At 73.9% G+C, this 24875-nt stretch carries 21 protein-coding genes and 2 pseudogenes; 9 read left to right on the forward strand and 14 right to left on the reverse strand.

Going from position 1 to position 24875, the window contains the following annotated elements; genetic code table 11:
- Window positions 1-52: 52 nt before the first annotated feature.
- Window positions 53-1714 carry a carbamoyltransferase family protein gene (locus ACFF45_RS06405; RefSeq protein WP_381343073.1) on the reverse strand — a complete coding sequence of 554 codons (1662 nt, stop codon included), beginning with the start codon at window positions 1712-1714 and terminating at the stop codon, window positions 53-55.
- Between the two features lie 72 nt (window positions 1715-1786).
- A complete protein-coding gene (locus ACFF45_RS06410) occupies window positions 1787-2779 on the reverse strand; it encodes an NAD-dependent epimerase/dehydratase family protein (protein ID WP_381343075.1) in 993 nt (330 codons plus the stop codon).
- Window positions 2780-3324: 545 nt separating this feature from the next.
- Between ACFF45_RS06410 and ACFF45_RS06415 the strand changes: the two genes are divergently transcribed.
- Together ACFF45_RS06415 and ACFF45_RS06420 are read left to right on the forward strand one after the other, a co-directional pair.
- The gene (locus ACFF45_RS06415; protein WP_381343078.1) at window positions 3325-4548 is read left to right on the forward strand and encodes a polysaccharide pyruvyl transferase family protein; all 1224 of its coding nucleotides are present in this window, start codon (window positions 3325-3327) and stop codon (window positions 4546-4548) included.
- 84 nt (window positions 4549-4632) lie between these two features.
- Window positions 4633-6081: an FAD-dependent oxidoreductase gene (locus ACFF45_RS06420; protein WP_381343081.1), complete on the forward strand. Its 1449-nt coding sequence runs from the start codon at window positions 4633-4635 to the stop codon at window positions 6079-6081.
- A 43-nt stretch (window positions 6082-6124) separates the two neighbouring features.
- Here the strand turns inward: ACFF45_RS06420 and ACFF45_RS06425 are convergent, their stop codons facing one another.
- From ACFF45_RS06425 to xylB, 5 genes and pseudogenes are all read right to left on the reverse strand, one after another.
- Complete coding sequence (locus ACFF45_RS06425; RefSeq protein ID WP_381343084.1) at window positions 6125-6346, reverse strand: hypothetical protein; 222 nt, start codon at window positions 6344-6346, stop codon at window positions 6125-6127.
- Between the two features lie 114 nt (window positions 6347-6460).
- Window positions 6461-7060, reverse strand: coding sequence for an N-acetylmuramoyl-L-alanine amidase (locus tag ACFF45_RS06430; protein ID WP_381343087.1), 600 nt, complete (start codon window positions 7058-7060; stop codon window positions 6461-6463).
- Window positions 7061-7151: 91 nt separating this feature from the next.
- Window positions 7152-7377, reverse strand: a pseudogene (locus tag ACFF45_RS06435) (acetamidase/formamidase family protein); the annotation flags it as partial.
- A gap of 241 nt (window positions 7378-7618) precedes the next feature.
- Window positions 7619-8842: an ROK family protein gene (locus ACFF45_RS06440; protein ID WP_381343090.1), complete on the reverse strand. Its 1224-nt coding sequence runs from the start codon at window positions 8840-8842 to the stop codon at window positions 7619-7621.
- A 91-nt stretch (window positions 8843-8933) separates the two neighbouring features.
- A complete protein-coding gene (gene xylB / locus ACFF45_RS06445) occupies window positions 8934-10388 on the reverse strand; it encodes a xylulokinase (protein WP_381343093.1) in 1455 nt (484 codons plus the stop codon).
- A gap of 202 nt (window positions 10389-10590) precedes the next feature.
- Here xylB and xylA point away from each other — a divergent pair, with 202 nt between their 5' ends.
- Together xylA and ACFF45_RS06455 are read left to right on the forward strand one after the other, a co-directional pair.
- On the forward strand, window positions 10591-11757 hold the full coding sequence (xylA, locus tag ACFF45_RS06450; protein WP_381343096.1) for a xylose isomerase: 1167 nt from the start codon (window positions 10591-10593) through the stop codon (window positions 11755-11757).
- Between the two features lie 285 nt (window positions 11758-12042).
- A complete protein-coding gene (locus ACFF45_RS06455; protein ID WP_381343099.1) occupies window positions 12043-12291 on the forward strand; it encodes a hypothetical protein in 249 nt (82 codons plus the stop codon).
- Between the two features lie 49 nt (window positions 12292-12340).
- On the opposite strand, the gene ACFF45_RS06460 is transcribed toward ACFF45_RS06455, so the two are convergent.
- From ACFF45_RS06460 to ACFF45_RS06470, 3 genes are all read right to left on the reverse strand, one after another.
- Window positions 12341-13681 carry an esterase-like activity of phytase family protein gene (locus ACFF45_RS06460; RefSeq protein ID WP_381343102.1) on the reverse strand — a complete coding sequence of 447 codons (1341 nt, stop codon included), beginning with the start codon at window positions 13679-13681 and terminating at the stop codon, window positions 12341-12343.
- A gap of 387 nt (window positions 13682-14068) precedes the next feature.
- Window positions 14069-15334: an SWIM zinc finger family protein gene (locus tag ACFF45_RS06465; protein WP_381343104.1), complete on the reverse strand. Its 1266-nt coding sequence runs from the start codon at window positions 15332-15334 to the stop codon at window positions 14069-14071.
- Window positions 15331-18237 (reverse strand): SCO1167/SCO6262 family helicase, encoded by a 2907-nt coding sequence (locus ACFF45_RS06470; protein WP_381343107.1) that lies wholly within the window; start codon window positions 18235-18237, stop codon window positions 15331-15333. The genes ACFF45_RS06465 and ACFF45_RS06470 overlap by 4 nt, the downstream gene beginning before the upstream one ends.
- Window positions 18238-18468: 231 nt before the next feature.
- Here ACFF45_RS06470 and ACFF45_RS06475 point away from each other — a divergent pair, with 231 nt between their 5' ends.
- On the forward strand, window positions 18469-18651 hold the full coding sequence (locus tag ACFF45_RS06475) for a tail-anchor membrane protein (protein WP_215164397.1): 183 nt from the start codon (window positions 18469-18471) through the stop codon (window positions 18649-18651).
- Window positions 18652-18655: 4 nt separating this feature from the next.
- Here ACFF45_RS06475 and ACFF45_RS06480 read toward each other — a convergent pair whose 3' ends face one another.
- Entirely contained in the window at window positions 18656-20047 is a 1392-nt protein-coding gene (locus ACFF45_RS06480; protein WP_381343109.1) for a tannase/feruloyl esterase family alpha/beta hydrolase, read from the reverse strand.
- Between the two features lie 680 nt (window positions 20048-20727).
- On the opposite strand from ACFF45_RS06480, the gene ACFF45_RS06485 reads away from it, so the two are divergent.
- Window positions 20728-20976: a hypothetical protein gene (locus tag ACFF45_RS06485; RefSeq protein WP_381343111.1), complete on the forward strand. Its 249-nt coding sequence runs from the start codon at window positions 20728-20730 to the stop codon at window positions 20974-20976.
- A 74-nt stretch (window positions 20977-21050) separates the two neighbouring features.
- Here the strand turns inward: ACFF45_RS06485 and ACFF45_RS06490 are convergent, their stop codons facing one another.
- Window positions 21051-21347: a hypothetical protein gene (locus tag ACFF45_RS06490; protein WP_381343113.1), complete on the reverse strand. Its 297-nt coding sequence runs from the start codon at window positions 21345-21347 to the stop codon at window positions 21051-21053.
- 116 nt (window positions 21348-21463) lie between these two features.
- Window positions 21464-22063 carry a class I SAM-dependent methyltransferase gene (locus ACFF45_RS06495; protein WP_381343116.1) on the reverse strand — a complete coding sequence of 200 codons (600 nt, stop codon included), beginning with the start codon at window positions 22061-22063 and terminating at the stop codon, window positions 21464-21466.
- Window positions 22064-22339: 276 nt separating this feature from the next.
- Here ACFF45_RS06495 and ACFF45_RS06500 point away from each other — a divergent pair.
- Window positions 22340-22641 (forward strand): annotated as a pseudogene (locus ACFF45_RS06500) (roadblock/LC7 domain-containing protein); the annotation flags it as partial.
- 122 nt (window positions 22642-22763) lie between these two features.
- Here ACFF45_RS06500 and ACFF45_RS06505 read toward each other — a convergent pair.
- A complete protein-coding gene (locus tag ACFF45_RS06505) occupies window positions 22764-23192 on the reverse strand; it encodes a PPOX class F420-dependent oxidoreductase (RefSeq protein WP_381343119.1) in 429 nt (142 codons plus the stop codon).
- A gap of 93 nt (window positions 23193-23285) precedes the next feature.
- On the opposite strand from ACFF45_RS06505, the gene ACFF45_RS06510 reads away from it, so the two are divergent.
- Entirely contained in the window at window positions 23286-23696 is a 411-nt protein-coding gene (locus ACFF45_RS06510; protein WP_381343176.1) for a roadblock/LC7 domain-containing protein, read from the forward strand.
- Between the two features lie 138 nt (window positions 23697-23834).
- A complete protein-coding gene (locus tag ACFF45_RS06515) occupies window positions 23835-24845 on the forward strand; it encodes a DUF6397 family protein (RefSeq protein WP_381343122.1) in 1011 nt (336 codons plus the stop codon).
- The last annotated feature ends 30 nt before the right edge of the window (window positions 24846-24875 follow it).

Consider the following 24875-nt stretch of genomic DNA (forward strand, 5'->3'; position numbering starts at 1 on the left):
GGCCAAGGTTCCTCATGTACCTGTGCCTGCTGGTCGGCCGTTCGGGGTGGCATCACGGCCTCCCACCGCCGGCGGCCCGGAAGAAGTCGCCGCGCCGGATCGCGTACGGGCCGATGGCGAGCAGGTCGACCGGCGAGGAGCCGAAGCACTCCAGGGCGTCGCGCGGATCGTCGACCATCGGCCGGCCGGCCGTGTTGAGGCTGGTGTTGACCACCACCGGCAGCCCGGTCCGCCGCTCGAACGCGCCCAGCATGCGGGCGACCAGCGGCTCCCGCTCCGGGTCCACGGTCTGGATGCGGGCCGTGCCGTCGACGTGCACCACGGCCGGGATGCGCTCGCGCCAGGACTCGGTCACGTCGTGCACGAACAGCATGTAGGGGCTGGGCAGCGGTCCGTCGAAGATCTCGGCGGCGCGGTCGGCCAGCACCATCGGCGCCACCGGCCGGAACTGCTCACGCCCCTTGACGTCGTTCAGCCGTTCGAGGTTGCCCGCGTGCCCGGGGTGCGCCAGCAGCGAGCGGTGGCCGAGCGCGCGGGGACCGAACTCGGAACGTCCCTGGAACCAGGCGACGATCCCGTTGTCCGCGAGGGCCTCGGCCACCGTCTCCGCGATGTCCACCGGCCGCTCGAACGGCACGGCCGCCGTCTTCAGCCACGCGCCCAGCTCCGCGTCGGACCAGTCGCGCCCCAGGTCGGCGCCCGTCATCGGCTCCGGCGCGCCGCCCGTCTCCGCCGCCAGCAGCAGCGCGCCGCCCAGCGCGGTGCCGGCGTCACCGGCCGCCGGCTGCACCCACACCCGCGAGAAAGGACCCTCACGGGCGATACGGGAGTTGGCGACGCAGTTCAGCGCGACCCCGCCGGCCAGGGTGAGCACGCTGTGGCGGGTCCGTCCGTGCAGCCAGCGCACCAGGTCGAGCAGTGTCTCCTCCAGCACGGCCTGCGCGCTCGCGGCCACGTCCGCGTGCTCCTGCGTCCACGGCTCCTCCGCGCCGCGCGGCGGGCAGAACTCGTGCCAGGGGACGCCGCCGGCGTGGAACCCGCCGTCCCCGGTGGGGTACACGTACCGGCGCAGCTCGGCCGGCATCCGGGGGCGGCCGTGCGAGGCGAGGGCCATCACCTTGAACTCGTCCGAGGAGCGCAGGAAGCCCAGGTGGTCGGTCAGTTCCTCGTAGACCAGGCCCAGGGAGTGCGGCAGCTCCTGCGCGTACAGCGCCTCCAGCCGGTCGCCGACCCGCCGCGCCGCCAGATGCGAGGCGCGTTCCCCCCGGCCGTCCAGGACCAGTACGGAGGAGTCGCCGGCGCCGGGGGCGGCGAAGGCGCTGGACGCGGCGTGCGCCATGTGGTGCGGGACGAAGCGGACCTTGGCGGCGTCCAGACCCGGCAGCGCGGTCGCCAGGAAGCCGGGGGCCTCGCGGGCGTACGTCTGCCGCAGGTGGTCCCAGGGATCGTCCAGGCCCATCTCCTCGGCGGGCCGGGCGAGCCGCGGGTCGTAGGAGTAGGCGACCGCGTCGAGGTCCTGCGGGCGCAGGCCGGCCCGCCGCAGACACCACGCGGCGGCCTTCTCCGGCAGCTCCCAGGCGGAGAACGGCACCGGCCGCTTGCCGTGCTTGCGGCGGGAGAACCGCTCCTCCTCGGCGGCGGCCACGGTACGGCCGTCGATCACGAGGGCGGCGGCGGGGTCGTGGAAGAGGGCGTTGATTCCGAGGATGCGCATGAGGGTCCCGGGGAGTATGCGGTGGGGTGGGTGGGCGGAGCTCCGTTAGGGGCGTCCGCCCGGGTGGGCGGGTCAGCGCTGTGGGCTGCCCTGGGCGGCCCGGTCTTCGCGGGCCGAGGCGCGGAACCAGTCGATCGTGCGGCGCAGGCCTTCCTCCGCGTCCACCTCCGGCTCCCAGCCGAGCTTGTCGCGGGCCAGCGTGATGTCCGGGCAGCGGACCGCCGGATCGTCGGTCGGCCGTTCGATGAAGCGGACGTTCGAGGAGGACCCGGTGAGCCGGATCACCAGGCGGGCCAGGTCCAGCATGGTGATCTCGGCCGGATTGCCGATGTTCACCGGGCCCCGCATGCCGTGCGCCGCCGCCGCGAGGATGCCCCGGACGGTGTCGTCCACGTAGCAGAGCGACCGCGTCTGGTGGCCGTCGCCGGTGACCGTCAGCGGCTCCCCGGCCAGCGCCTGGCGGACGAAGGTCGGCACCGCCCGTCCGTCGTGCCCGCGCATCCGCGGCCCGTAGGTGTTGAACAGCCGCACGATGCAGGTGTCGGTGCCCTCCGCCTCCGCGTACGCCGTGGTGAGCGCCTCGCCGAAGCGCTTGGCCTCGTCGTACACGCTGCGCGGGCCGACCGGGTTGACGTTCCCCCAGTACCGCTCGTCCTGTGGGTTCTGCTGCGGGTCGCCGTACACCTCGGAGGTCGAGGCGAGCACGAAGCGGGCGCCGGCGTCGTGCGCGATGTCCAGCGCGTTGCGGGTGCCGAGGCTGCCGGTCTCCATGGTGTGCAGGGGCAGCCGCAGATAGTCCGCCGGGGAGGCCGGGGAGGCGAAGTGCAGCACGAGGTCGGGCGGCCGCTTGACGGGTATCCGCTCGGCCACGTTGGCGTCCACCAGCGTGAACCCGGGCCGGTCGAGCAGCGGCGAGACGTTCGCGGGCCGGCCCGTGCTGAAATCGTCCACGCAGGTGACCGCCGCGCCGGAGTCCAGCAGGGCGCCGCACAGGTGGGAGCCGACGAAGCCCGCGCCGCCGGTGACGACGGCGTGGTCCCAGGCGGGTGAGGATGCGGTGGTCATTTCAGGTCTCCTCTGTACGTGACGACGGCGGCCTGTGCGCTGCCCGGCGCCGGTCCGGGACCCGGGGCGTCGCCCTGTCGGCCCCGTCCGCTCTCCGGCACCGGCCGCGGACGCCGCGGGGGCGCCCGGTACCGAGATCAGCGTCCTCCGTCCGGGCCCGGCAGGCTCGGAGGCGTACGGCATCCGGGTGAGGCACGCAGCGTGACGTCCTCGGCGCACGGGGCCGGAGGGTCGAGGGCGACGACGTGCGACGCCGGTTTCCCGACAGGCCGGAGCTCGGTCCCGGGACCCGGGGAACCGGACCGCGGCCGGCCCGCCGCACGCTGCGATGGTGGCGGGCCCGAACCCGTGAAAGGATGACGCTGCCTGTCAGAACGCACCTGGTCGGGGGGTTTCTCCCGTCTGGGGGTTTCTCCTGCGAGGGGAAGGCAACCCGGGCCCGACCCGTGGCAGCGACCCATGAGGTTCCGTCCCGACCCCCGCCGTGCCCACGCAGCTGTCCCGGACCCCCGTACCGCTCGTCAGCTCCTGGACAGGAGTCCCGGATGACCATCACCACACAGCCTCGCCGGTCCGCAGGGCCGGGGCCGCGGATCGGCCTGCTCGGCTCGTACGGCGGCTACAACCTCGGTGACGAGGCCATTTTGAGCTGCGTCCTCGGCTGCCTGCGCGCCCATCGCCCGCAGGCCCGGCTCGTCGTCTTCAGCCGCAACGCCGAGCACACCCGCGCCCACCAGCCCGCCGCCGACGAGGTGGTCGACTGGGAGGGAGTCCCGCAGAAGCAGATCCTCGACGTCCTGTCGGGCCTGGACCTGCTGGTGCTCGGGGGCGGCGGCATCCTCTACGACGGTGAGGCACGCCGGTATCTGCGTCTGGTCGGCGCCGCCCAGGTCCGCGGTGTGCGGACCTTCGCGTACGCCGTCGGCGCGGGGCCGCTGCGCGAGGCGGAGGACCGGGAGGCGGTCCGCGCCGTGCTGTCGGCGATGGACGAGGTCGTCGTGCGTGACGAGGAGTCGCGGCTCGTGCTGGAGGAGGCCGGGCTCGACCGCGATGTCACCGTGACCGCCGATCCGGCGCTGCTGCTGCCGCCGGAGCCCTTCACCGACCAGATGATGCGGCAGGAGGGCATCCCCGCCGAGACCCGGCTGGTGGGGATGTCGGTCCGCGAACCGGGCCGGGCGGCGGAGAAACTCGACGAGAGCGACTACCACGCCCTCCTCGCCGACGTGGCCGACTTCCTGGTCCGGCGGCTGGACGCCCATGTGGTCTTCGTCCCGATGGAACGCCAGGACGTCCATCACGCCCACGGCGTCCTCTCCCGGATGACCGCACCCGACCGGGGACGCATCCTGCACAGCGTCTACAGCCCCGGCCAGGTCCTCGGTTTCATGAACCACCTCGATCTCGCCGTCGGCATGCGCCTGCATTTCGTGATCTTCGCCGCGCTGTCCGGGCTCCCGGTGCTGCCGCTGCCCTACTCCGGCAAGGTCTTCGACTTCTCCCGCCGTATCGGGGCGCCCGCACTGGTCGGCGTGGCCCGCGAGCAGGCCGGGCTGCTGCTGGCCGAGGTGGACCGGCTGTGGGACGAGTTCCCGCAGCGCCGCGGCAGTCTCGACGCGCGGGTGCGGGCCCTGCGGGACGCCGCCCGGGAGACCTGCGTGCGGTGCGGCGTGGTCCTCCGGTCCCTGGACGAGCGGGCCGACGCCGTGCCGGAGGCCGAACACTCGGGCCTGCATCTGCTGCGACCGGGTACCGGAACGCTGAACTGAACCACCGGGCCCGGGGGCCGTCCCCCCGGGCTCCGGGGCCCGGAGCTCCCACCGCCTTCGGAACATCTCCGACGGGAAGAACCGATGCCGATCCTGGAACGACCTCCCCAGACACGGACCGTCACCCTGCCGCCGCGCGACGCCCGGCACGGAGGCCGGACGCAGGTGCTGGTCGTCGGTGGAGGCCCGGCCGGCACCGCGGCCGCGTACGCCGCGGCCGACGCGGGCGCCGACGTGGTGCTCGTGGAGCGGTACGGCTTCCTGGGCGGCAACGCCACCGTGGCGCTCGTCATGCCCCTGATGTCCTTCCACAACGAGCAGAAACAGGCCGTCTTCACACCTCCCGGCGTGGAGGGCGACCAGTTGCTGCCCAACGACCACGGCGAGGGCGAGGCGGTGGTCGCGGGATTCCTGTGGCGCCTGCTGGACCGGCTGAACGAACGCGGCGGCTGCATCCCGCCCTCCCTGCGCACCGGCTACACCGTGCCGTTCGACCCGGAGATCTACAAGCTCGTCCTCCTCGACCTGCTGGACGAGGCCGGCGTCCACATGCTGTTCCATTCCTTCGCCTCCTCGGCCCTGCCCCTCGACGACGGCTGGCGGGTGGTCTTCGAGACCAAGTCCGGCCCCGTGGTGATCGACGCCGACGTCGTCATCGACGGCACGGGCGACGGCGACGTGGCCGCCGCCTGCGGCGCGCCCAGCGAGGTCGGCAGGCCCGAGGACGGGCTGGTGCAGCCGATGACGCTGATGTTCCGCGTCGCCGACTTCCTGCGGCCCCGGTTCGCCGAGTACGTCCAGGAGCACCCCGACCAGTGGCGCGGCGTGCACGGCCTGTGGGACCTCATCGAGGAGGCCACCGAGGCGGGCGAACTCTCCCTGCCCCGCGAGGACATCCTCTTCTTCGGCACCCCCCGCCCGCGCGAACTCGGCGTCAACAGCACCCGCGTCACCCGGGCCCTCGGCATCGACGTGTGGGACCTCAGCCGCGCCGAGTACGTCGCCCGCCGCCAGATGGAACAGATCGACCGCTTCCTGCGCCGGCACGTCCCCGGCTTCGAGGAGTCGTACGTCGTGCAGAGCGGCACGCAGGTCGGCGTGCGGGAGACGCGGCGGATCCTCGGCGACTACCACCTCACCGGCCACGACATCCTCGCGGCGCGCTCCTTCCCCGACGTCGTCGCGCACGGCGCCTACCCCGTCGACATCCACAATCCCAAGGGCAGCGGCACCATCCTCAAACGCGTCCCCCGAGGCCGCTTCTACGACATCCCGCTGCGCTGTCTGCTGCCCCGCGACACCGAGCACCTGCTCGTCGCGGGCCGCTGCATCTCCGGCTCCCACGTGGCGCACTCCTCCTATCGCGTCATGCCCATCGCCATGGCGACCGGTCAGGCGGCCGGCGTCTGCGCCGCCCTGGCCACCCGCATCGGCCGCAGCCCACGCGAGGTGCCGTACGCCCTGGTCCAGCAGGAGCTGACACGTCAGGGGGCGCGGCTGCGCCTGCCGACCGGGGCGGCGGCCCTCGGCTGAGAGCGCCCTGCCTTCCTGGGAACCAGGTCGTCGTGCCCTGCCTTCACAGGTCGTTGTCGCGCCACCGGCCGCCGCTGGGCGGGGTGTCGGAGCGGGTGACCCCGGACGCGTTGCCGCTGAAGTCGTTGCCGACCACCCGCCCGTCCGTGCAGCCGCCGCCCCGCGCGGGCTCCTCCGGGAAGAACGCGGCGGACGGTGGCGCGGTGGGCGGCAGCACGGGCCGCCGGCGACCCGTGACGCCGGTGACGCGGGCTGCCGGTGCCACGGACCGCCGGTGGTGCGGGCTGTCGGGCGGCCGGGCCGCCGGGCACCGAGTGCCAGTGGCCGGCTGGACCCGATCACGGGCGGCCGGGCGGCCCCGCGGGGCCTGCCGCCGGGGTCAGGCGGAGGTGACGAGCCGCATGTAGCCAGCCCAGTCCCAGTGCGGTCCTGGGTCGGTGTGGTCGGTGCCCGGTATCTCGTGATGGCCGACGATGTGGTCGCGGTCCCTGGGGATGCCGTACCGAGTGCAGATCGCCGCGGTGAGCGCGGCCGACCGCTCGTAGAGGGCGTCCGTGAAGTAGTGGGGCTGGTCCACCCATCCCTCGTGTTCGATGCCGATGCTGCGCGTGTTGTGCTGCCAGCTCCCGGCGTGCCAGGCGATGTCGGACTCCCGGACGCACTGCGCCACATGTCCGTCCGAGGACCGGACGACGTAGTGCGCGGACACCTCCTTGCGCGGGTGCTGGAAGACGGCCAGGGCGTTGGCGTAATCCGTCTGCGTGACGTGGATGACCACCAGGTCGACGGGGTGGGTGGTGGGACGGTGCGCCGCCGTGAGGTTGGCGCGTGTCGCCGGCTGCCACTCCGCGAGCGGATAGTCGGGAGCCGGTGCCCGCGCACCGGCCCGGGGGCCGGGCAGCAGGGTGTAGGGGACGGCGGCCAGGGCGGCGCCCTTGAGGAGCCGTCGTCGACCGGGGAGGGATCTTGCCCGTTCCATGCGGTGTGCGCCTCTCGCTGGAAGAACTCGAAGGAAGAGAAAGGGGGTCAGGCGCGGAACGCCGCCGCCGTCTCCCGCCGCCGGCGTGGAGGCCGCGGTACGTCTCGCGCCGCCGGGCGTGGAGGCCGCGGTACGTCGCGCGCGGGCAGCCATTCCTTGCGGAGCTCGGCCACGCAGGTGTGGTTGGTGTCGCAGACGTTGGCCGACGGCGACTCGACGGCCCGGGTCGTGAACTGGCAGGCGTCCAGCTCGCTGAAGCCGTAGTCGCGGACCAGTCGGCGCACCAGGTCCAGTCGGGACGTCCGCAACGCCTCCTGTGCGTCGGCGTCCGCGGGGCGCCGCCGCACTCCGGCCGATTCCACCGTCATTGTTCGTCCCCCCTCGCGTCATCGGTCCCGCGCAGCCGACGTGCACCGCGACGTCGGCTGCGCCTCGCGTGAATCACGGTACGGCGCCGGGCGGTTGGGCTGAAGGTCGTCGCGTCGTTCCGTGGATCACCGCGGCGTTGTGGACAACTCGCTCACCCGAACGGGTGATGAGCAGCGCTCTCGGCAGGTCTCAACCGTGCGCCGCAGCCTCAGCGACCCCTGCCGGATCGTCCAGCACCCCCCGCACCACCCAGTGCGCGGCCCCCAGCAACGGGCCCTCCGGACCCAGCCGCGACACGGACACCGGGCAGGCCCGCCCCGCGGTCCGGCGGGCCAGTTCGGCGCGCAGCGAGGGCAGCAGCCAGGGCGCGAGCCCGGCCAGCGCACCGCCCAGCACCACGCCCTCGGGGTCCAGCAGGTTCACCGCCCCGGTCAGCGCCATGCCGAGCGCCTCCCCCGCGTCGCGCAGTGCCCGCCGTACGTCCTCGTCGCCGTCCGTGGCCCGTCCGGCGAGCAGTCCGACCCGGTCGGCGCCCGGTTCCAGACCGGCCGCGCGCAGCACCGCCTCCTCACCGGCGTACTGCTCCAGGCAGCCGCGCCCGCCGCAGGCGCACTCCGGCCCGTCCGGCCGGACCGGCACATGGCCCAGCTCGCCCGCGAAGCCCCGCGTTCCGCGCAGCAGCCTCCCGTCCACGACCACGCCCGCGCCGATACCGATCTCGGCCGACACATGCACGAAGTCCCGCGGGGTGCCCTCGCCGAGCCAGAGCTCGGCCAGCGCGCCGAAGTTGGCCTCGTTGTCCACCGTCGACGGCAGCTCCGCGGGCAGCAGGGAGCCGAGGTCGGTGTCGTGCCAGCCGAGATTGGGGGCGCGGACGACCGTCCGGGCGTCGCGTGCCACCAGACCGGGCACGGCCACCGCGAGCCCGGCGGGCCACAGCCCTTCGCGTTCCGCCTCGGCGACGACGCGGCGCACCAGCCCGGTGAGTTCCCCGATCACCGGCTCGGGGGGGCGGTCGCGGTTGGTGTCGTGCCGGACGGCCCGCGCGCGCACCTGTCCGCGCAGGTCGACCGCGCAGACGGCGAGATGGTCGACGCCCACCTCCGCGCCGATGCCCGCGGGACCGCGCCGGCTGACCGCCAGGGCGGAACCGGGACGGCCCCGGCCCACGCGGCCGGGGCGTTCGGGGCCCAGTTCCTCCAGCAGGCCGGAGCGGATCAGCTCGTCGACGAGGGTGGAGACGGCCGCCCGGGTCAGCCCGATGCGCGAGGCCACCGCCGCACGGGACAGCGTGCCCTCCGCGCTGACCGTGTGCATCACCCGGGCGAGGTTGCGGCGGCGCATGCCCTGCTGGGTGTCGGGCAACGCGCGCCCGTGACCGGCCGGGTGGGCCTGGTGCAGCGGTGCGGTCATTCCTCCGTCCTTCTCGACGGGCCGGGGCCTGCCCTGTGGATCACGCCGGCGGCGGGAGACAGGCGCTCTCCCGCGGCCGCCCTGATACGGATCACCGGCCCTGACGGCTCTCGGGGCTCCGCTCCAGCAGCGGGGCCGCGTCGGAGAGTACCCCGGAGATCCGGGCCAGCGTCTCCTCGTCCCGCCGGACCGCGTCCAGCACCGGCCCGCGCGCGGTGTCCCAGCGCCGGGCGACCGCGGCCGGGTCCTCGCCGGTGAGCAGGCCGGCCGCCTGGGCCGCCGCGCCGAGCGCGACCAGCTCCTTGGCCTCGGGGATCCGGACGGGGCGCCCGGAGAGCCGCCGTACGGTCTGCTGCCAGGCCGTGCCCCGGGCTCCGCCGCCGATCAGCAGCAGCGGCGCCGAGGGGTCGGCGTCCTTGTCGAGGACCCGGTCCAGCGCGCCCAGCAGGGCGTGCACGGCACCGTCGTACGCCGCCTGGAGGAGCTGACCGGCGGTGGTGTCGTGCCGCAGGCCGTGCAGCAGGCCCGAGGCGTTCGGCAGATCGGGGGTGCGCTCGCCGTCCAGGTACGGCAGCAGGGTCACGCCCGTGCCGGGCTCGACGGCCTCGCGATCCAGGCCCAGCAGGGCGGCGACGCGGTCGACGGCGAGCGTGCAGTTCAGGGTGCAGGCCAGCGGCAGCCAGTCGCCCCGCGCGTCGGCGAAGCCCGCCACCGTGCCGGTCGGGTCGGCGGGGCGCCGCCGGGACACCGCGTACACCGTGCCGGACGTGCCCAGGCTCATGACGGGCGTGCCGGGGTGCAGCCCCAGGCCGAGCGCGGCGGCGGCGTTGTCGCCGGTGCCGGCGGCGACCAGGGTGCCCTTCGAGAACGGCAGGTCATGGCTGTCGCGGACGGTGCCCGCCACCTCGCCGGGCCCGACCACGCGCGGCAGCAGCGCCGGATCGAGACCCACGCGCGCGAGGATCTCCTCGTCGTAGGCCTCGCTGCCCGACGCCCACCAGCCGGTGCCCGAGGCGTCGCCCCGGTCGGTCGTGCCCTGCCCGGTGAGGCGTTCGGTGAGGTAGTCGTGGGGCAGCCGCACGGCCCTCGTGGCGCGGACCGCCGCCGGCTCGTGCTCGGCGAGCCAGGCCCACTTGGTGACCGTGAAGGACGCGGCGGGCACGCTGCCCGTGCGGTCCGCCCAGACCTTCGCGCCGCCCAGTTCCTCGACCAGCCGGCGCGCCTGGGGCGCCGAGCGCACGTCGTTCCACAGCAGGGCGGGCCGGACCGGCTCGCCCCGGTCGTCCAGGGTGACGAGACCGTGCTGCTGGCCGCCGATGGAGACCGCGGCGGCCTCGTGGGCGGGTTCACCGCACTGGCGCAGTGCCTCGCACAACGCGTCCCACCACTGCCGCGGATCACTCTCCCGGCCGGTGCCGGAGGTGACCGTGTGCGGCGCCTGCCCGCTCGCCACGACCTCCCCGGTGGCCGCGTCGACGACCAGCGCCTTGGTGGACTGGGTGGACGTGTCCACGCCGACGACGAGCGGACCCTCGGCTGCTGACATCGGGATCTCCCTGTTTTCTGCGGCTCGTGTCTGGGGGTTCCTCCGGCTCGTGCCCGGGAGGAGACCCCTTGGTCTCTTCCCCGGGACGCGTCGGTCTCTTCCCAGAGGTGCGTTCGCATACTAATTTGTCAAGCGCCATGACGAAATAGGCGTGCGACAGTCGCAAGCGAGCAAGCGAGCAAGCGAGCAAGGGAGCCGCGGCATGAACTACCAGCCCACCCCCGAGGACAGGTTCACCTTCGGCCTGTGGACCGTCGGCTGGCAGGGGAGGGACCCGTTCGGCGACGCCACGCGGCGTGCCCTCGACCCGGTCGAGACGGTGCAGCGCCTGGCCGGGCTCGGAGCCCACGGAGTCACCTTCCACGACGACGACCTGATCCCCTTCGGCTCCTCGGACGCCGAGCGCGAGTCGCACATCAAGCGTTTCCGCCAGGCGCTGGACGCCACCGGCATGACCGTCCCGATGGCCACCACCAACCTCTTCACGCATCCCGTCTTCAAGGACGGCGCGTTCACCGCCAACGACCGCGACGTACGCCGCTACGCGCTGCGCAAGACCATCCGCAACATCGACCTGGCCGCCGAGCTGGGGGCGAAGACGTATGTCGCGTGGGGCGGGCGCGAGGGCGCCGAGTCCGGCGCCGCCAAGGACGTACGCGCCGCACTCGACCGCATGAAGGAGGCGTTCGACCTCCTCGGCGAGTACGTCACCTCCCAGGGCTACGACCTGCGCTTCGCGATCGAGCCCAAGCCGAACGAGCCGCGCGGCGACATCCTGCTGCCCACCGTCGGACACGCCCTGGCGTTCATCGAGCGCCTGGAGCGGCCGGAGCTGTACGGCGTCAACCCCGAGGTCGGGCACGAGCAGATGGCCGGCCTGAACTTCCCGCACGGCATCGCGCAGGCGCTGTGGGCGGGCAAGCTGTTCCACATCGACCTCAACGGCCAGTCCGGCATCAAGTACGACCAGGACCTGCGCTTCGGCGCCGGTGACCTGCGTGCCGCCTTCTGGCTGGTCGACCTGCTGGAGAGCGCCGGTTACGACGGTCCCCGCCACTTCGACTTCAAGCCGCCGCGGACCGAGGACCTCGACGGTGTGTGGGCGTCGGCGGCGGGCTGCATGCGCAACTACCTCATCCTCAAGGAGCGTTCGGCCGCCTTCCGGGCCGACCCCGAGGTCCGGCAGGCGCTGCGCGCCGCCCGCCTGGACGAGCTGGCCCAGCCCACGGCCGCCGACGGGCTTCAGGCGCTGCTCGCCGACCGTGCGGCGTTCGAGGAGTTCGACGTCGAGGCGGCCGCCGCGCGCGGGATGGCGTTCGAGCAGCTCGACCAGCTGGCGATGGACCACCTGCTGGGTGCCCGCGGCTGAGACCCGCCGGGTGTGACCTTCGCGTGGGACGGTACGGCGCGTGCCACGGAATCGTGCGATCCGTGGCACGCGCGCGTGCCGGCCACCGCGCGGGGGTCGCTGACCGGACGGCCCGTCCGTCAGCCCGGACCTCATGGCCAAACCGCCCTTACCGCCTCAGCCGCCCGGGCCGCCGGGTGGAACGCCGACTTCTCCCGGTGGCGGTTCCGGACCGTCCACCAGGGGTACGGACCCGTACCCCCGCAGCGCGGGTCTCGCGTTCTCCGTCTGGCCCTGATCGCGCTGGTGGCCGTCGCGGCCATCGGCTCCGTCATGATCCTGACGGGGGCCGGGAGCGACGAGCCGCCGGACGGGACCCCGGCGCCCGGCAGCACCTCCGCGGAGCCCACCGTCAGCGTCCCCACCGGGCTGCCGAGCGGATTGCCCGCGCTCCCGTCGCAGTTCCCCTCGGAGCTGCCGAGCGGGATACCCACCGGGCTGCCGAGCGATCTGGAATCCCTGATTCCCGACCTCCCGGTCGAGGCACTGCCCTAGGCATTCGTCGGGCCGCACACGCGCGTGCGGCCCGACGAAGCGTGGCGTGTCACAGACCGCGCGGCAGCCGCACGTAGACCACCGTCGTCTCGACCCCGCTGTCGACCAGCCGGCCCTGCGCGTCGAACGCCTGCGCGCCGTCCGTCATGCCGAAGTCGTTGTCGTTGATCAGCGCCAGGGTGTGACGGTCCACGCGCGCGACGCCCTCGATCTTTCCGGGCACACCGGCGACCGTCCCCAGGTCGGCCACCAGCTGCTTCCCGAGCACCGGCACGCCCGAGGCGGCCGGGTCGTCGAGCTGCTCCAGCGACGGCGAGGTCGTCGCGTCGTCCCAGGAGCCGCCGAGGATGTCCGCGCGCCGGTCCAGGCGTACGAGCTGCAGCCGGGCGGCCCTGTCGGTGCGCTCCTCGACCAGCAGCCGGTCCCCGCCCACCGCGACCACCGAGGAGATCTTGAGCTCGGAGGTGTCGTCCTCACCCGGGTCGACGACGTCCACCGGGTCGAAGCGGTAGGCGTACTCGGCGGTGACGGCCTGCTTCTTCGGGGAGAACCGCAGCAGCCGCGTCGTGCGCGACGCCTCTCCGGCGTCCTTGTCCGGCAGGGACAGCGGGCTCTGGACGGCCATCACCAGATCACCGCAGGGCAGCAGCGCGAGCCCCTCGAACCCTCGGTTGATCTTCCGGTGCAGCAGCACGGCGGGCAGCGTCTCCACGACCGGGTAGTCCGCCCCGGTGAGGTCCAGCCCCTGGGGGACGTACCGCGTGAGCACCTTCCCGCGCGCGGAGACGTGCACCAGCGAGGGCCCGTACTCGTCGACGAGCCAGAAGGTTCCGTCCTTCGCCCGGACGATGCCCTCGGTGTCCAGCCCGTTCGGGTCGTACGCCAGGGGTGTCCGGGCGTCGTAGGAGTACGGCGCCTCGTCGCGGCCCTCCTGGTTGGGCAGGCCGGTGACGGGCTTGCCGGAGGACGTGGTGATCGGGATCGCGTCCAGCACTCGCACCGAGTCGCCGGAGACCCGGATCCGGACGATCGCCGGGTCGAAGCCCGGCACCGGGAAGGTGCGGCGGTTCTTGCCGTCCACCTTGATCTGTCCGTTGGGCCCGCGGTCGGTGACCGTCCAGAACTCGCCGTCGCGGCCCGCCGGGTAGATGTCGCTGCCGATGCCGCCCAGGTCCACGCCCCGGTCGTCGGACACCGTGCCGGGCAGCAGTGCGTTGCTGAACGTGCCGAGCGGGACGTCCCCCAGGGTCGCCGCGCGGATCACCCGCGCGTCCTGCGACGGGGCGCCCGAGGCCGGGGCCGCCGCCAGCAGCCCGGCGACCACGGCGAGGGGGACTCCCGCCGCGACGGAACGGTGGACACGGCGCCGGCCGGTGACGGACGGGGACATCGGGCCTCCTGAGGACCAAGTGCGGTGATGGTGGCTAGATTTGGACCTCAAGAGGAACGTCGGAGATCCGTCGTCTGAACGCCGGGCGTCCACTGCCGGTCCAGCCGCTGCCCGGTCACGGCCGCCGCCGTCTGGTCGGGCGTCTTCCCCGCGCGCGGGTTCGGTCGCGGCGGCCGCGATGTCTGTCCGGTGAGCGTCTTTCTCCGCGCGCGGGTTCGGCCTCGGCAGCTTCCGACGCCGGTCCGGTGACCGCCTACGGCGCGCGCGGGCCCGGTCAGGACTGCCCCCCGACGCCGGTTCGGGCGGGCAATCTCCCGCGCGCGGCCCGCCCCCCTGACGCCGGTTCGGCTACCCCCCCCCGCGCGTGGGTTCACCCCCGACACCGCTTCAGCAGGCACCCTCCCCGCGCGCGGTCTCCGTCGCGGCCAGCGCCGTCGCCGGGTCCTGGTCCCCGCCTCCCACGGGCACCCAACGGCCGCTCTCCTGCCGGTACGGCCACCAGCGGCCGTCACGCCCCAGGCGCAGCTGGCTCGGCGCGCCGGCGACCGTCCATCGGTTGGCGTGCCCGCGCAGGACCGGACGCTCGTCGTCGTCCCAGGCCGCTGCCAGAACGGCACGCGCGCGTGCGAGCGCCTCGCCCTCCACCGTCCACTCCTCCTCCAGCACGGACAGCCCGGCCGCACCGCCGTACCGCCACGCCCGCACGGCCGACGCCAACTCGTCCGGCCCGCGTCCGGACCCCTCGGCGAGCCGGTCGGCCAAGGCGCGCGCGGGAGCCCCCGCGGCCAGCCGTACGGCGTCCTGAGCCACGGTCGGCTCCTCCTCGGCCGCGCCCGCCCGCAGCGCCCCGGCCAGCAGCCGGTGCGCCGTCGCCGCTGTCCGGGCGGCCAGGAACTCCAGCGCGTCGGGATCGACGCCGGGCGCGGGTGGGACCTCGGTGTCCAGGGAGGGCGGCAGCCCGGGCCCCGCCGGGAGTCCTGGCGGGGCGGGCAGCGGGGGCAGGGCGTCCCCGGCCGCGTACGCCTCCCCGGCATCCACACCGGCGGGCTCGGCCGGCCCTTCGGCGATCGCCTCGGCGGAAGACGTGCTGCGGCTCTGCAGGGCGTCCAGCAGGGCGCGCTCACCGCGCCCGCGCAACAGCAGCAGCACGAAGGGATCCTGGTCGAGCAGCCGGGCCACCTGGTAGCACAGCGCCGCGGTGTGCCCGCAGTGGTCCCAGGCACCGCAGTCGCACGTGGGCTCCAGCTCGCCCAGGCCGGGCAGCAGTTCGACACCGGCCGTCGCCGCGTCCTCCACGAGATGCGGCGGCATCTCCCGGTCGAGCAGCGCCGCGACATGCCCGGCCTGCTCGACCGCCATCCGCAGGAACCGGTCCCACTGCCCGTCCGACAACTCCTCCAGCAGCACATCGGCCCGGCGCGCCGTGCCGTCCCGGTCCCGCACCACCGCGGTGATCCGCCCCGGCCGCACCGCCACCGCGCCCACGGCTCCCGCGCGCGCGAGCCGGCGGCCCGTCTTCACCTGCTGCGCGTCCAGCGCCGCGTCCTCCAGGGCCTTCAGCCAGGCCCGGCCCCACCACGTCGCCGCGAAACCCCGCCCGTGCGCGGGCGGCAGCGCGGCGAACGTGCGCTCGGTCTCGTCGTACCGGTTCATCGCGTCGCCTCTCGCAGCTCCACCAGATCGGCCAGTTCCGCGTCCGTCAGCTCCGTGAGCGCGGCCTCGCCCGAGCCCAGTACCGCGTCGGCCAGTTCTCGCTTCCGGTTCAGCATCTCGGCGATCCGGTCCTCGACGGTCCCTTCGGCGATCAGCCGGTGCACCTGGACGGGGCGGTTCTGCCCGATGCGGTAAGCGCGGTCCGTGGCCTGCGCCTCGACGGCCGGGTTCCACCAGCGGTCGTAGTGCACGACGTGCTCGGCCCGGGTGAGGTTCAGCCCGGTGCCCGCCGCCTTCAACGACAGCAGGAAGACGGGGACCTCACCGTCCTGGAAGCGCCGCACCATCGCCTCGCGCGCGGGGACGGGCGTCCCGCCGTGCAGGAACTGCGAGGGCACCCCGCGGTCCGCCAGGTGCCGCTCGATCAGCCGGGCCATGCCGACGTACTGCGTGAAGACCAGCACGCCGGCCCCCTCGGCGAGGATCGTGTCGAGCAACTCGTCGAGCAGCTCCAGCTTCCCGGACCGCCCGGCGATCCTCGGCTGCTCCTCCTTCAGGTACTGCGCCGGGTGGTTGCAGATCTGCTTCAGCCCGGTGAGCAGCTTCACGATCAGTCCGCGCCGGGTCATGCTGTCGGCGTCCGCGATCTCCGCGAGCGTCTCGCGCACCACGGCCTCGTACAGCCCCGTCTGTTCGGTGGTGAGCGACACCGCGCGGTCGGTCTCCGTCTTGGGGGGCAGCTCGGGCGCGATGCCCGGGTCCGACTTCCGGCGGCGCAGCAGGAACGGCCGGACGAGCCGGGCCAGCCGCTCCGCCGCGGCCGGGTCCTGGCCGCCCTCCACGGCCTGCGCGTACCGGCTGCGGAACGTGCCGAGGCGGCCCAGCAGCCCAGGGGTGGTCCAGTCGAGGATCGCCCACAGCTCCGACAGGTTGTTCTCCACGGGGGTGCCAGTGAGCGCCACGCGCGCGCGTGCCCCGATGAACCGCAGCTCCCGCGCGGTCGCCGAGTAGGGGTTCTTCACGTGCTGGGCCTCGTCGGCCACCACCAGACCCCACGGCACCTCGGCCAGCCGTCGCGCGTCCAGCCGCATCGTGCCGTACGTGGTCAGGACGAACTCCCCGTCGGCCATGCCCGCCAGGTCACGCCGTGCGCCGTGGAAGCGGCGCACCGGTGTGCCGGGCGCGAACCGCTCGATCTCGCGCTGCCAGTTGCCCATCAGGGACGTCGGACAGACCACCAGGGTCGGACCGGCGGCCGACGGGTCGGTCTGCCGGTGCAGATGCAGGGCGATCAGGGTGATCGTCTTGCCGAGCCCCATGTCGTCGGCGAGACAGCAGCCGAGCCCCAGGGACGTCGTCCGGGCCAGCCAGGACAGGCCTCGCCGCTGGTAGTCGCGGAGGTCGGCGGCGAGCCCGGCGGGCTGCGCGACCGGTTCCTGTGCCTCGGGGTCCGCCAGCCGCTCCCGCAGCGCCGCCAGCCACCCGGTCGGTTCCACCTCGACCCGGCGGCCGTCCACCTCCGTGGAGCCCGTCAGGGCGGCGCCCAGCGCGTCGACGGGAGTGATCTTGCGGTCCTGCTGTGCGCGGGCGCGGCGCACCTCCTGCGGGTCGATCAGCACCCATTGGTCCCGCAGTCGCACCACCGGGCGGTTCGCCTCGGCCAGCCGGTCCAGCTCTTCGCGCGTGAGCCGCTGGCCGCCCAGCGCGAACCTCCAGTCGAACGCGAGCAGCGCGTCCGCCGACAGGAAGGACGGCGTGTCCGAAGAGGGCCGCGGCGCGGTCTTCCCGCTGTCCGGCGAGGTCCTCTCGTCGTCCGGTGAGACCTTCTCGTCGTCCGGCGGGCCGACCACCGCGCGGGCGGTGAGTCCGCGGACCAGCTCCTTGGGCCAGTGCACGTCGACGCCGGCACCGGTGAGGGCCGCGGCACCCTCGCCGAGGAGCTCGGCGACCTCCTCGTCGGCGAGTTCCACGGCGTCCGGCGCGGCGGCCGACAGCAGGGGGGTGAGGGGTGGCCAGACCCGGGCCGCGCGCCGCATGGCGAGCAGCGCGTCCATCCGCGCGCGGGGGCCGAACGCCCGGCCGGTGGCGTCCGTCCCGGCCCATACCTCGGCGGCGTCCGCGACGAGCGAGGGATCGCTCAGGCTGTGCACCTGCGGCACGGCCCGGAAGGTCAGTGCCGTGTCGTCCTGAGCCGAGGCCGGCCGGGGCACCTCGATCCGCAGCGACAGCCGGACGCCCCCGTCGTGGCCGGCGGCCACCTCGTCGGCCCACGCCCGCAGCCCCGGCAGGTGCTGCGGTTCCGGTGCGGCGAAGGCGGGGCCGCCTGTCACCAGGGACGCGGCGGGGGAGCGGGGCAGGGTGTCGGCTATCGCGTCCAGGAAGGCCCGCAGCAGGCGCTCCGGCTCGGGCAGCCGCAGCGGCCCGGTGCAGTCCAGCGGTGCCGCGTGCGCCTCGGGCGGCATCGCGGCGGCGAGCCGGCGGAGGCTCTCGACGTCCTCGGCGCGCAGGGGGCCCGTGCGCCAGGCGTCGTGCTCGCCGGGGGACAGGCCGGGCAGCAGCAGCCCGCGGGCCACGAACTGCAGTCCGAGCATGGCGGCCGAGCCCCAGAACATGGACGCGCGGTGTGCCTCCCGAGCGGCACGCGCGCGCGTGAGGACGGGCAGCGCGGCCCGGACGGGCAGCAGGACGGCCGGCACCTCCACCAGCTCCACCCCGTCGTCCCCGGGCAGTACGACGGCCAGCTCCTCGCCGGTGCCACCGTGCGGCACCGGCGAGGAGCCGCCGTCAGGGCGCCAGAAGGCGACGCGGCCGGTGCGCGCCGGATCGCCGGGCACGAAGACGGCACAGCAGCGGACCAGTTCGGAGAGAGTCTCGGAGGGCGTTGCCGTGGGAGTTCTCTGCACAGAGATGGCACATTCCTCAAGTTTGACTACCTCGGGTCAAGGTCGCTGATGTTACAGCACTCGAGCGCATCTCCCGGCATGATGGGTCTGTGACCTCGATCACCTGGAGGCACTCGGGGGTGACTCAGGGTCGAGCGTCAGGGATGTCTCAGGGACGCGGTCGGAACGGCCGGAAGTACCGGCCCGTTTTCCCGACAGAGAGCGGCAGGGGCCGCGAAGGAGGCGACGCACATGTCGAAGAACGCGAAGATCGCCGCAGGAGGTGTGGCGGTCGGGCTCATTCTGTGGATCTGGCTGCCGTGGTGGGCCGCACTGCTAATTGTCCTGGGTGTTCCGGCCGCCGCGTACCTCACGCTGGACCCGTCGCAGCGCCGCAGGCTGCGCCGGGTCAGCCGCAAGGAGCTCGGCCGCTGACGCGCTACCGCCCGGAAGCGGTCCCGCCGTCCAGCGTGCACGAGTCGACCACGTCACCGCCCGCGGGCCGGCCGACGGTCCGGTCCGCGGGCGGCCGGGTCCCCCGCTCCACCCAGGTGACCAGCGCGTCGAAGGCCGACCGGTAGCAGGGCAGGATCGGCCGCAGCCGGTCGGGACAGGTGTCGTACAGCCCGTCGACATGGGTACCGCCCTGCACCGTGTAGGAGCGGTGCAGGGGCCCGCGCCCCCGGGCGTCGACCATGCGCGCGTACACGTCGGAGTCGGCGGACGCGGGCAGCAGCGTGTCCATGTCTCCGTGCAGGGTGATCAGAGGCCTGCCGATGCGGCCGGTCAGCGCCACCCGGGCCACGGCGCGGTGGACGGCGGACGGGCGCGAGGCGTAGTCGTAGGCCGCGTCGGAGGCACAGGGCGCGAGGATCTCGTCGAGAGTGCTCCCGGCGGACGGCCCCGGGCAGCCGGGGTCGTAGGCCGGGTCGAACTCCGCCCGGTACGTCTTCTGGGTGACACCCCAGTACGCCTTCTCGTGGTACGGCCACAGGAATTCCGAGCCGCGCGCGAAACCCACGGCGTACAGGTCCTCGTCCGACGCCGAGCCGTACGCCCGCGCCACCGCCGTGGGCAGGGAGGTGAGCAGGTTCGGCCCGTGCGCCGTCCACAGGGCGCCCTCCCAGTCCACCCCGCCGTCGTACAGCTCCGGATGGTTCTCCAGCCGCCAGCGCGTCAGGTAGCCGCCGTTGGAGATGCCGGTCATGTAGGTGCGGCGTGGGAGGTGCCCGTAGCGCTGCGCGACGATCGTGCGGGCCGTGCGCGTGAGCTGGGTGGTCCGCGCGTTCCACTCGGCGACCGCGTCCCCGGGCCGTTCGCCGTCACGGTAGAAGTCGGTGCCGTTGTTGCCCTTGTCGGTTGCGGCGTAGGCGTAGCCCTGGGCCAGCACGCGGTCCGAGATCGCCTTGTCCGTCGCGTACTGCCGGCGGGTGCCCGGTGCCCCGGTGACGACGAGGCCGCCGTTCCAGCGGTCCGGCAGCCGGATCACGAACTGCGCGTCATGCCGCCAGCCGTGCGTGGCGTTGAACCCCGACGAGTCCGGGAAGTACCCGTCGACCTGCACACCCGGCACGCCGGAGGGGGTACGGGTGGCCTGGGCCGTCAGCCCCGCCTGGTCGGTGAGGTCGGTGTAGGGCGTACCGGCGAGCCCCGTGGTGGTCAGGTCGTCCAGGCAGGCCGTCCGCTGATGCGCCGCGCCCGGCACCCGCACGCGGTCCTGACGCGCGCAGTGCGGGTCGCCGACCTCCTGGGCGGCGGCCGGGGCCGGCTCGGTGAGGGCCGCCGCCAGCAGCGTCGCGGCGAGCAGGGGGACACCGGGGGGCAGACGCATGCGGGCCTCCAGGGCGGAACGACAGGGCACGGCACGCGGCCGAGCCGAGGGATGCCCCATCGTGTGGCGGGCACTGCCCGTCTTCCGTGGAGTGGCACCACATGTCGTTCAGTCGAGGCATAGGTGGTCGACACAAGTCGTGTCCTTTCTCGCCTCGCCTGCGGATGCCCAGGCCCGGCGCACCCAGCGGGGGCCCTGACCGGGTCGGAGCCCGCCGGCGCCAGGAGAGCACGGGATCATCGCCCAGCTCGGGAGGTGATGGCCGGCGAGAGCGCGGTTGTGTCCAGGGAAGCCGCGGATCGAACCGTCCCGGCACAGCCGGAAGTGCGCGGAGCTGTCGAATGGGAGCCGTAGGAGTGTGTGACGCGGCGCCCCCGGCCTGCGGGCACAGGCGTCCGTGAACTCGGGCCGAGCGCCCGGGGTCCGGCGCAACTCAAGTACGCCGGGCCGAGGCTTACTTGCACCTTGACGGGCTTTCGTCCGTGTGGGTTTACTTGTCACCATACGTGGCGGCCTGGCCATCCCTCAGTCGAGGGTCCGGGTCACAGCGTAGGCAACGTAACTGAGCGTCCCTGTATTCGCAGGATGCTTGGTTCGCCATTGGGGGGGATGGTCGAACTGGGCTAACCTGCGTGCCCCCCCGGCTTGACCGCCTCCCATGAGACGGAAGGTCAAGACCGGTGGACGGCGCAGCCATCCTCTTCATTCTCGCCCTCGCTGGCGTGGCGGCCATCTTCCTCTTCGCCCTGAAGGGGTTGTTGGACCAGCTCCCGGACGTGATCAAGTCCGCCGGGAACGTGCGCGACGAGTGGGACCGCTTCAGGAAGAAGCGCGACAACGCGCCCCCGCCCGCGGAGTCGCCGCCCCCGGCGGACAAGGCCCAGCTGCCTCCCGGCGCAGACGACGAGGAGCCCTCTGCCGCTGTATAGGCCGCATCCATCACCCCGCGCCCACCGCCCGTGCCCCCCGGAGGAGGACGAAACGGCCGGGCGGTGCCCGTGCCTCACGCCGCCGGCAGCCCCAGCAGCGTGCGTGCGACGGCCCGCGGCGACTCGTCGCGCTCCCGGGCCAGCGCGATGACGGCCCGGCACGCCAGCTCGGTCACCCCGAACGACAGCGCCTCAGGAGACACCCGCCCCGCCGCCTCGTCGATGCGCTCCTGGTCGTCCTCCGCGCACGCCGACACGTACGCGGCGGCGGCCTCGAACAGGTTGTGCGCGCGCCGGTCCGGACCGGCCTTCCGCTCGGCGCGCGCGGACTCGCGGAACCCGGCCCAGACCTTGCGAACCCTGTCGAACACAGTGACCACCTTCCCGTCGCGGCTTGCCTCGCCGATCGCCCGCCCGCTGCTACTCAACGTAAGGTCGGAGCCGCGGCGACAGAAGAGGGAAGGCCCGGTGAAGCGCCGGGGACCGGTCAGTCGTCCCGGACGGCCAGCGCGAGGAAGCGGTCGTCCTCGTCGACGTAGGACGTCATGGTCCATCCCGCTCCGGCCAGGAGCGGCCGGAGGCGGGGCTCCGCCCGCAGGTCGTCCGGGGTGATCCGCCGGCCCTGGCGGGCGGCGAGCGCCGCGCGGCCGATCGGGTGGAACAGCGCGAGCCTGCCGCCGGGGCGCACGACGCGCGCCAACTCCCGCAGGGCAGCCGTCGGGTGGGGCAGGTGGGCGATCAGGCCGGCCGCGAACACCGCGTGGAGCGACGCGGAGCGCAGCGGCAGCGCCGCCACGTCGGCGAGCAGCAGCCGCCCGGCACGGTCCCGTCCGGCCCGTACGGCGGCCCGCAGCATGGCCGGGGTCAGATCGGCCCCGAGGACCACTCCCGAGGCCCCCACGGCGGCGCGCAGCGGCGGCAGGGCGCGCCCGGTGCCGCAGCCGGCGTCCAGGACGCGATCCCCCTCCCGGAGCCCGAGCTCGGCGACCGCGGCCGCGTAGGCGGGCCCGTCGTCGGGGAACCGGCTGTCCCAGTCGGCCGCGCGGGCGGTGAAGAACTCCTGGACGTGCGTGCGGTCGTCGCTCATGTCCGGCATGATCCCTCACCTGATTCCTCACCGGCACGGAAGTCCTCACCGGCACGGAGGACGCCCGGCGTACACGTTCGAGCGGTCGCGGTCGTTCAGGAACATCTCCACGTCATATTCCAGCACCTTCCGAAATGTGCCCGCGTGGTGCTCCCGTGCCCCGGCTGGCGTCCCGGGGCCATGGGGCACCTGGACCACGCCGCCTTCGGCCGCTGACCCCCGTACTGTCGTACGTCATGGCCTGCGCGGGCGTCGCGCCCGGCCTGCGCTGCACGGTCCGCGCGCGCTCGGCGTGAGGACGCCGGACACCTCGCGGCCGTCGCCTACGGTTTCCACAGCCTGGCCAAGGGGGCGGGCCGGCACGTCGGCGCCGGCGGTGTGCGCCAGACCATCGTGGAGACGGACGACGCCTTCCTGTTCGCGGCCGCCGCCGGCGACGGCTCCTGCCGGCCGTCCTCACCGCCGTCACGGCCGGCGCCGGCCCGGTGGCGTACGAGACGGCCCGGCTGGTCAGGGGCCTTGGTGAGCACCTCCACACGGCGCCGCGCACGAGCACGCGGCCTTCCGCCGCCGGATGAGGCGAGAAGGCGGTCGGTACGGGCGACCGGGGAGAGCAGGGGCGCCCCGGACGTGCGGGGCAGCCAGTGGATGCACACCGCCCGGCTGCCCGAGTCCGTGAGCTGACCGGTCCGCCGGGACCTCAGCCGGCGACGCCCTTCTGCGCCAGGACCTTGTCGATGGTGATCCGGACCAGGAGTTCGCCCGGCACGCCGTTGCGCGCCCCGAACTCCTCGGCGCGCTCCTCCCCCATGTACCGTGCGCCGATGCGGGTGGCCCACAACCGGAGGCCATCGAGGTCCTCCGAGAGGCGGGCCCGGCCCTGCAGCACGACGTAGCCGAACGGCGGGCGGTCGTCGTCCACACACAGGGCGACCCGCCCGTCCCGGGCCAGATTGCGTCCCTTGACGCTGGTCTTCGACGTGCTGAACACCACCTCCTCCCCGTCGAGCAGGAACCAGATCGGCGTCACATGAGGGCTGCCGTCAGCCCTGACGGTCGACAGCTTTCCGGTGCGGGTGCCCTGGGACACGAACGCCCGCCATTCCGTGTCGGTCATCTTCTGTGCCATGCCCCCATCCTCCTTGCCCGTCAGCCGGTCGTGGGGAAGGCTGGCGAGGAGACCTCCGGCCAGGGGGAGTCGTCACACGGGGAGATCAAGATCATGGCGCACAAGGGACTGGGCTGGTTGCTCGACGACCTGACCGAGCGCGTGGAACACGTGCGGCACGCACTCGTCCTGTCCAACGACGGCCTGGTCACAGGGGCGAGCACGGGACTCCGGCGCGAGGACGCCGAACACCTCGCCGCCGTCGCGTCCGGACTGCACAGCCTGGCCAAGGGATCCGGACGTCACTTCGGCGCCGGACAGGTGCGCCAGACGATGGTCGAGTTCGACGACGCGGTGCTGTTCGTCACGGCGGCCGGGAACGGCAGCTGCCTGTGCGTCCTCAGCGCCGCGGAAGCCGACATCGGCCAGATCGGCTATGAGATGACACTGCTCGTCAACCGGGTCGGCGAACACCTCGGCGTGGACGCCCGCCAGCCCGAACGGTACCCGCCCACAGACCTCTGACCTGCACGTTTACTACCCCCGCGAAGTTATCCACAGGCTTGCCGCGTGATCGGCCGGAACGGCTACGGTGGTGTGACGGCGAGCGCACAGAGCGTGAGCACGACGATCACGGCCACGACTCCACGGGGGAGACGCATCATGTCAGGCAGGACTGTCACGACACCGGACGGCCGCACGTACGCACCCGGCCGTGCCGCCCGCGAACTGGGCCTCAAGCGGCGAGAGTTCGATCTCGCCGTCGACCTCGGGCGTATCCGCACCGTGCCCGACGAAGGGGGCGGCGGGCGCCGCGTCGCCCACACCGAGATCGAGCGACTGCGCTCACAGGACGGCTTCCCCGACGCGCTCCGCGCGCGAGCGCGAAGCGTGAGCACGGGGGAGGCCGCCGGCATCATGGGCGTGACGGGTGCCAGGTTCACGCGGCTCGCCCGGCTGGGACTGCTGGTGCCGGTCGCATTCTATCTGAACCGGTACCGGACGCTCGTATGGCTCTATCTGGCCGACGAGGTCGCCCAGTTCGCGGCCGACGAGCAGAACGCCGCGCTGGTGCACGGACGCTCGCTGCCCAAGGAACTGCGGGCGCGGCTGGCGAGCGGGCTGGACCTGCGCGCCCGCAACTGGCGGGGCCGGCACCTGGGATTCCTGCTGCGCCGGGCCGAGGATCCCTGGGAGCGTGCCGGGGCCCTGGCCGCACTGCTGGACCCGGTCCAGATCGCCGACGTGGTCAAGGATCCCTACGAGCGGGCCCACGTGCACCGGTTCCGCCCCGGGCCGCCCACGCCCGGCTCGCCCGGCTCACCGGCGGCGCAGCTCGTCGAGGAACTCGTGACCGCCGACGACCCGGACGAGATCGGCTGGCTGCGCGCCGACCTCGCCCAGGCACTGGACGAGGCGCGCGCACACCGCCCCGCACCTCGCCCGGCGCCCCGTGCGGAACGCCGGGACGACGCCGGCCACACCCAACACGCGCGCCGTCCCGATCACACGCGCCACGCCAGGCACCGGCCTGCGGCACGCACCCTCCCGGCGCCCGCACAACTCCGGCCCGCGGCAAGCCCCGCTGGGGGGCCCGGCGAGCATCCGGGCCCGCCGCGCGAGCCGGAGCACCCGCGCGGCCTGCTGGGCCGGCTGCGCCGCAGGAGCCGGTGAGCGGAAGCCCGTGCGCGACACGCGACCGGG

The organism is Streptomyces cinereospinus, assembly GCF_042430725.1.
Lineage (GTDB): Bacteria > Actinomycetota > Actinomycetes > Streptomycetales > Streptomycetaceae > Streptomyces > Streptomyces cinereospinus.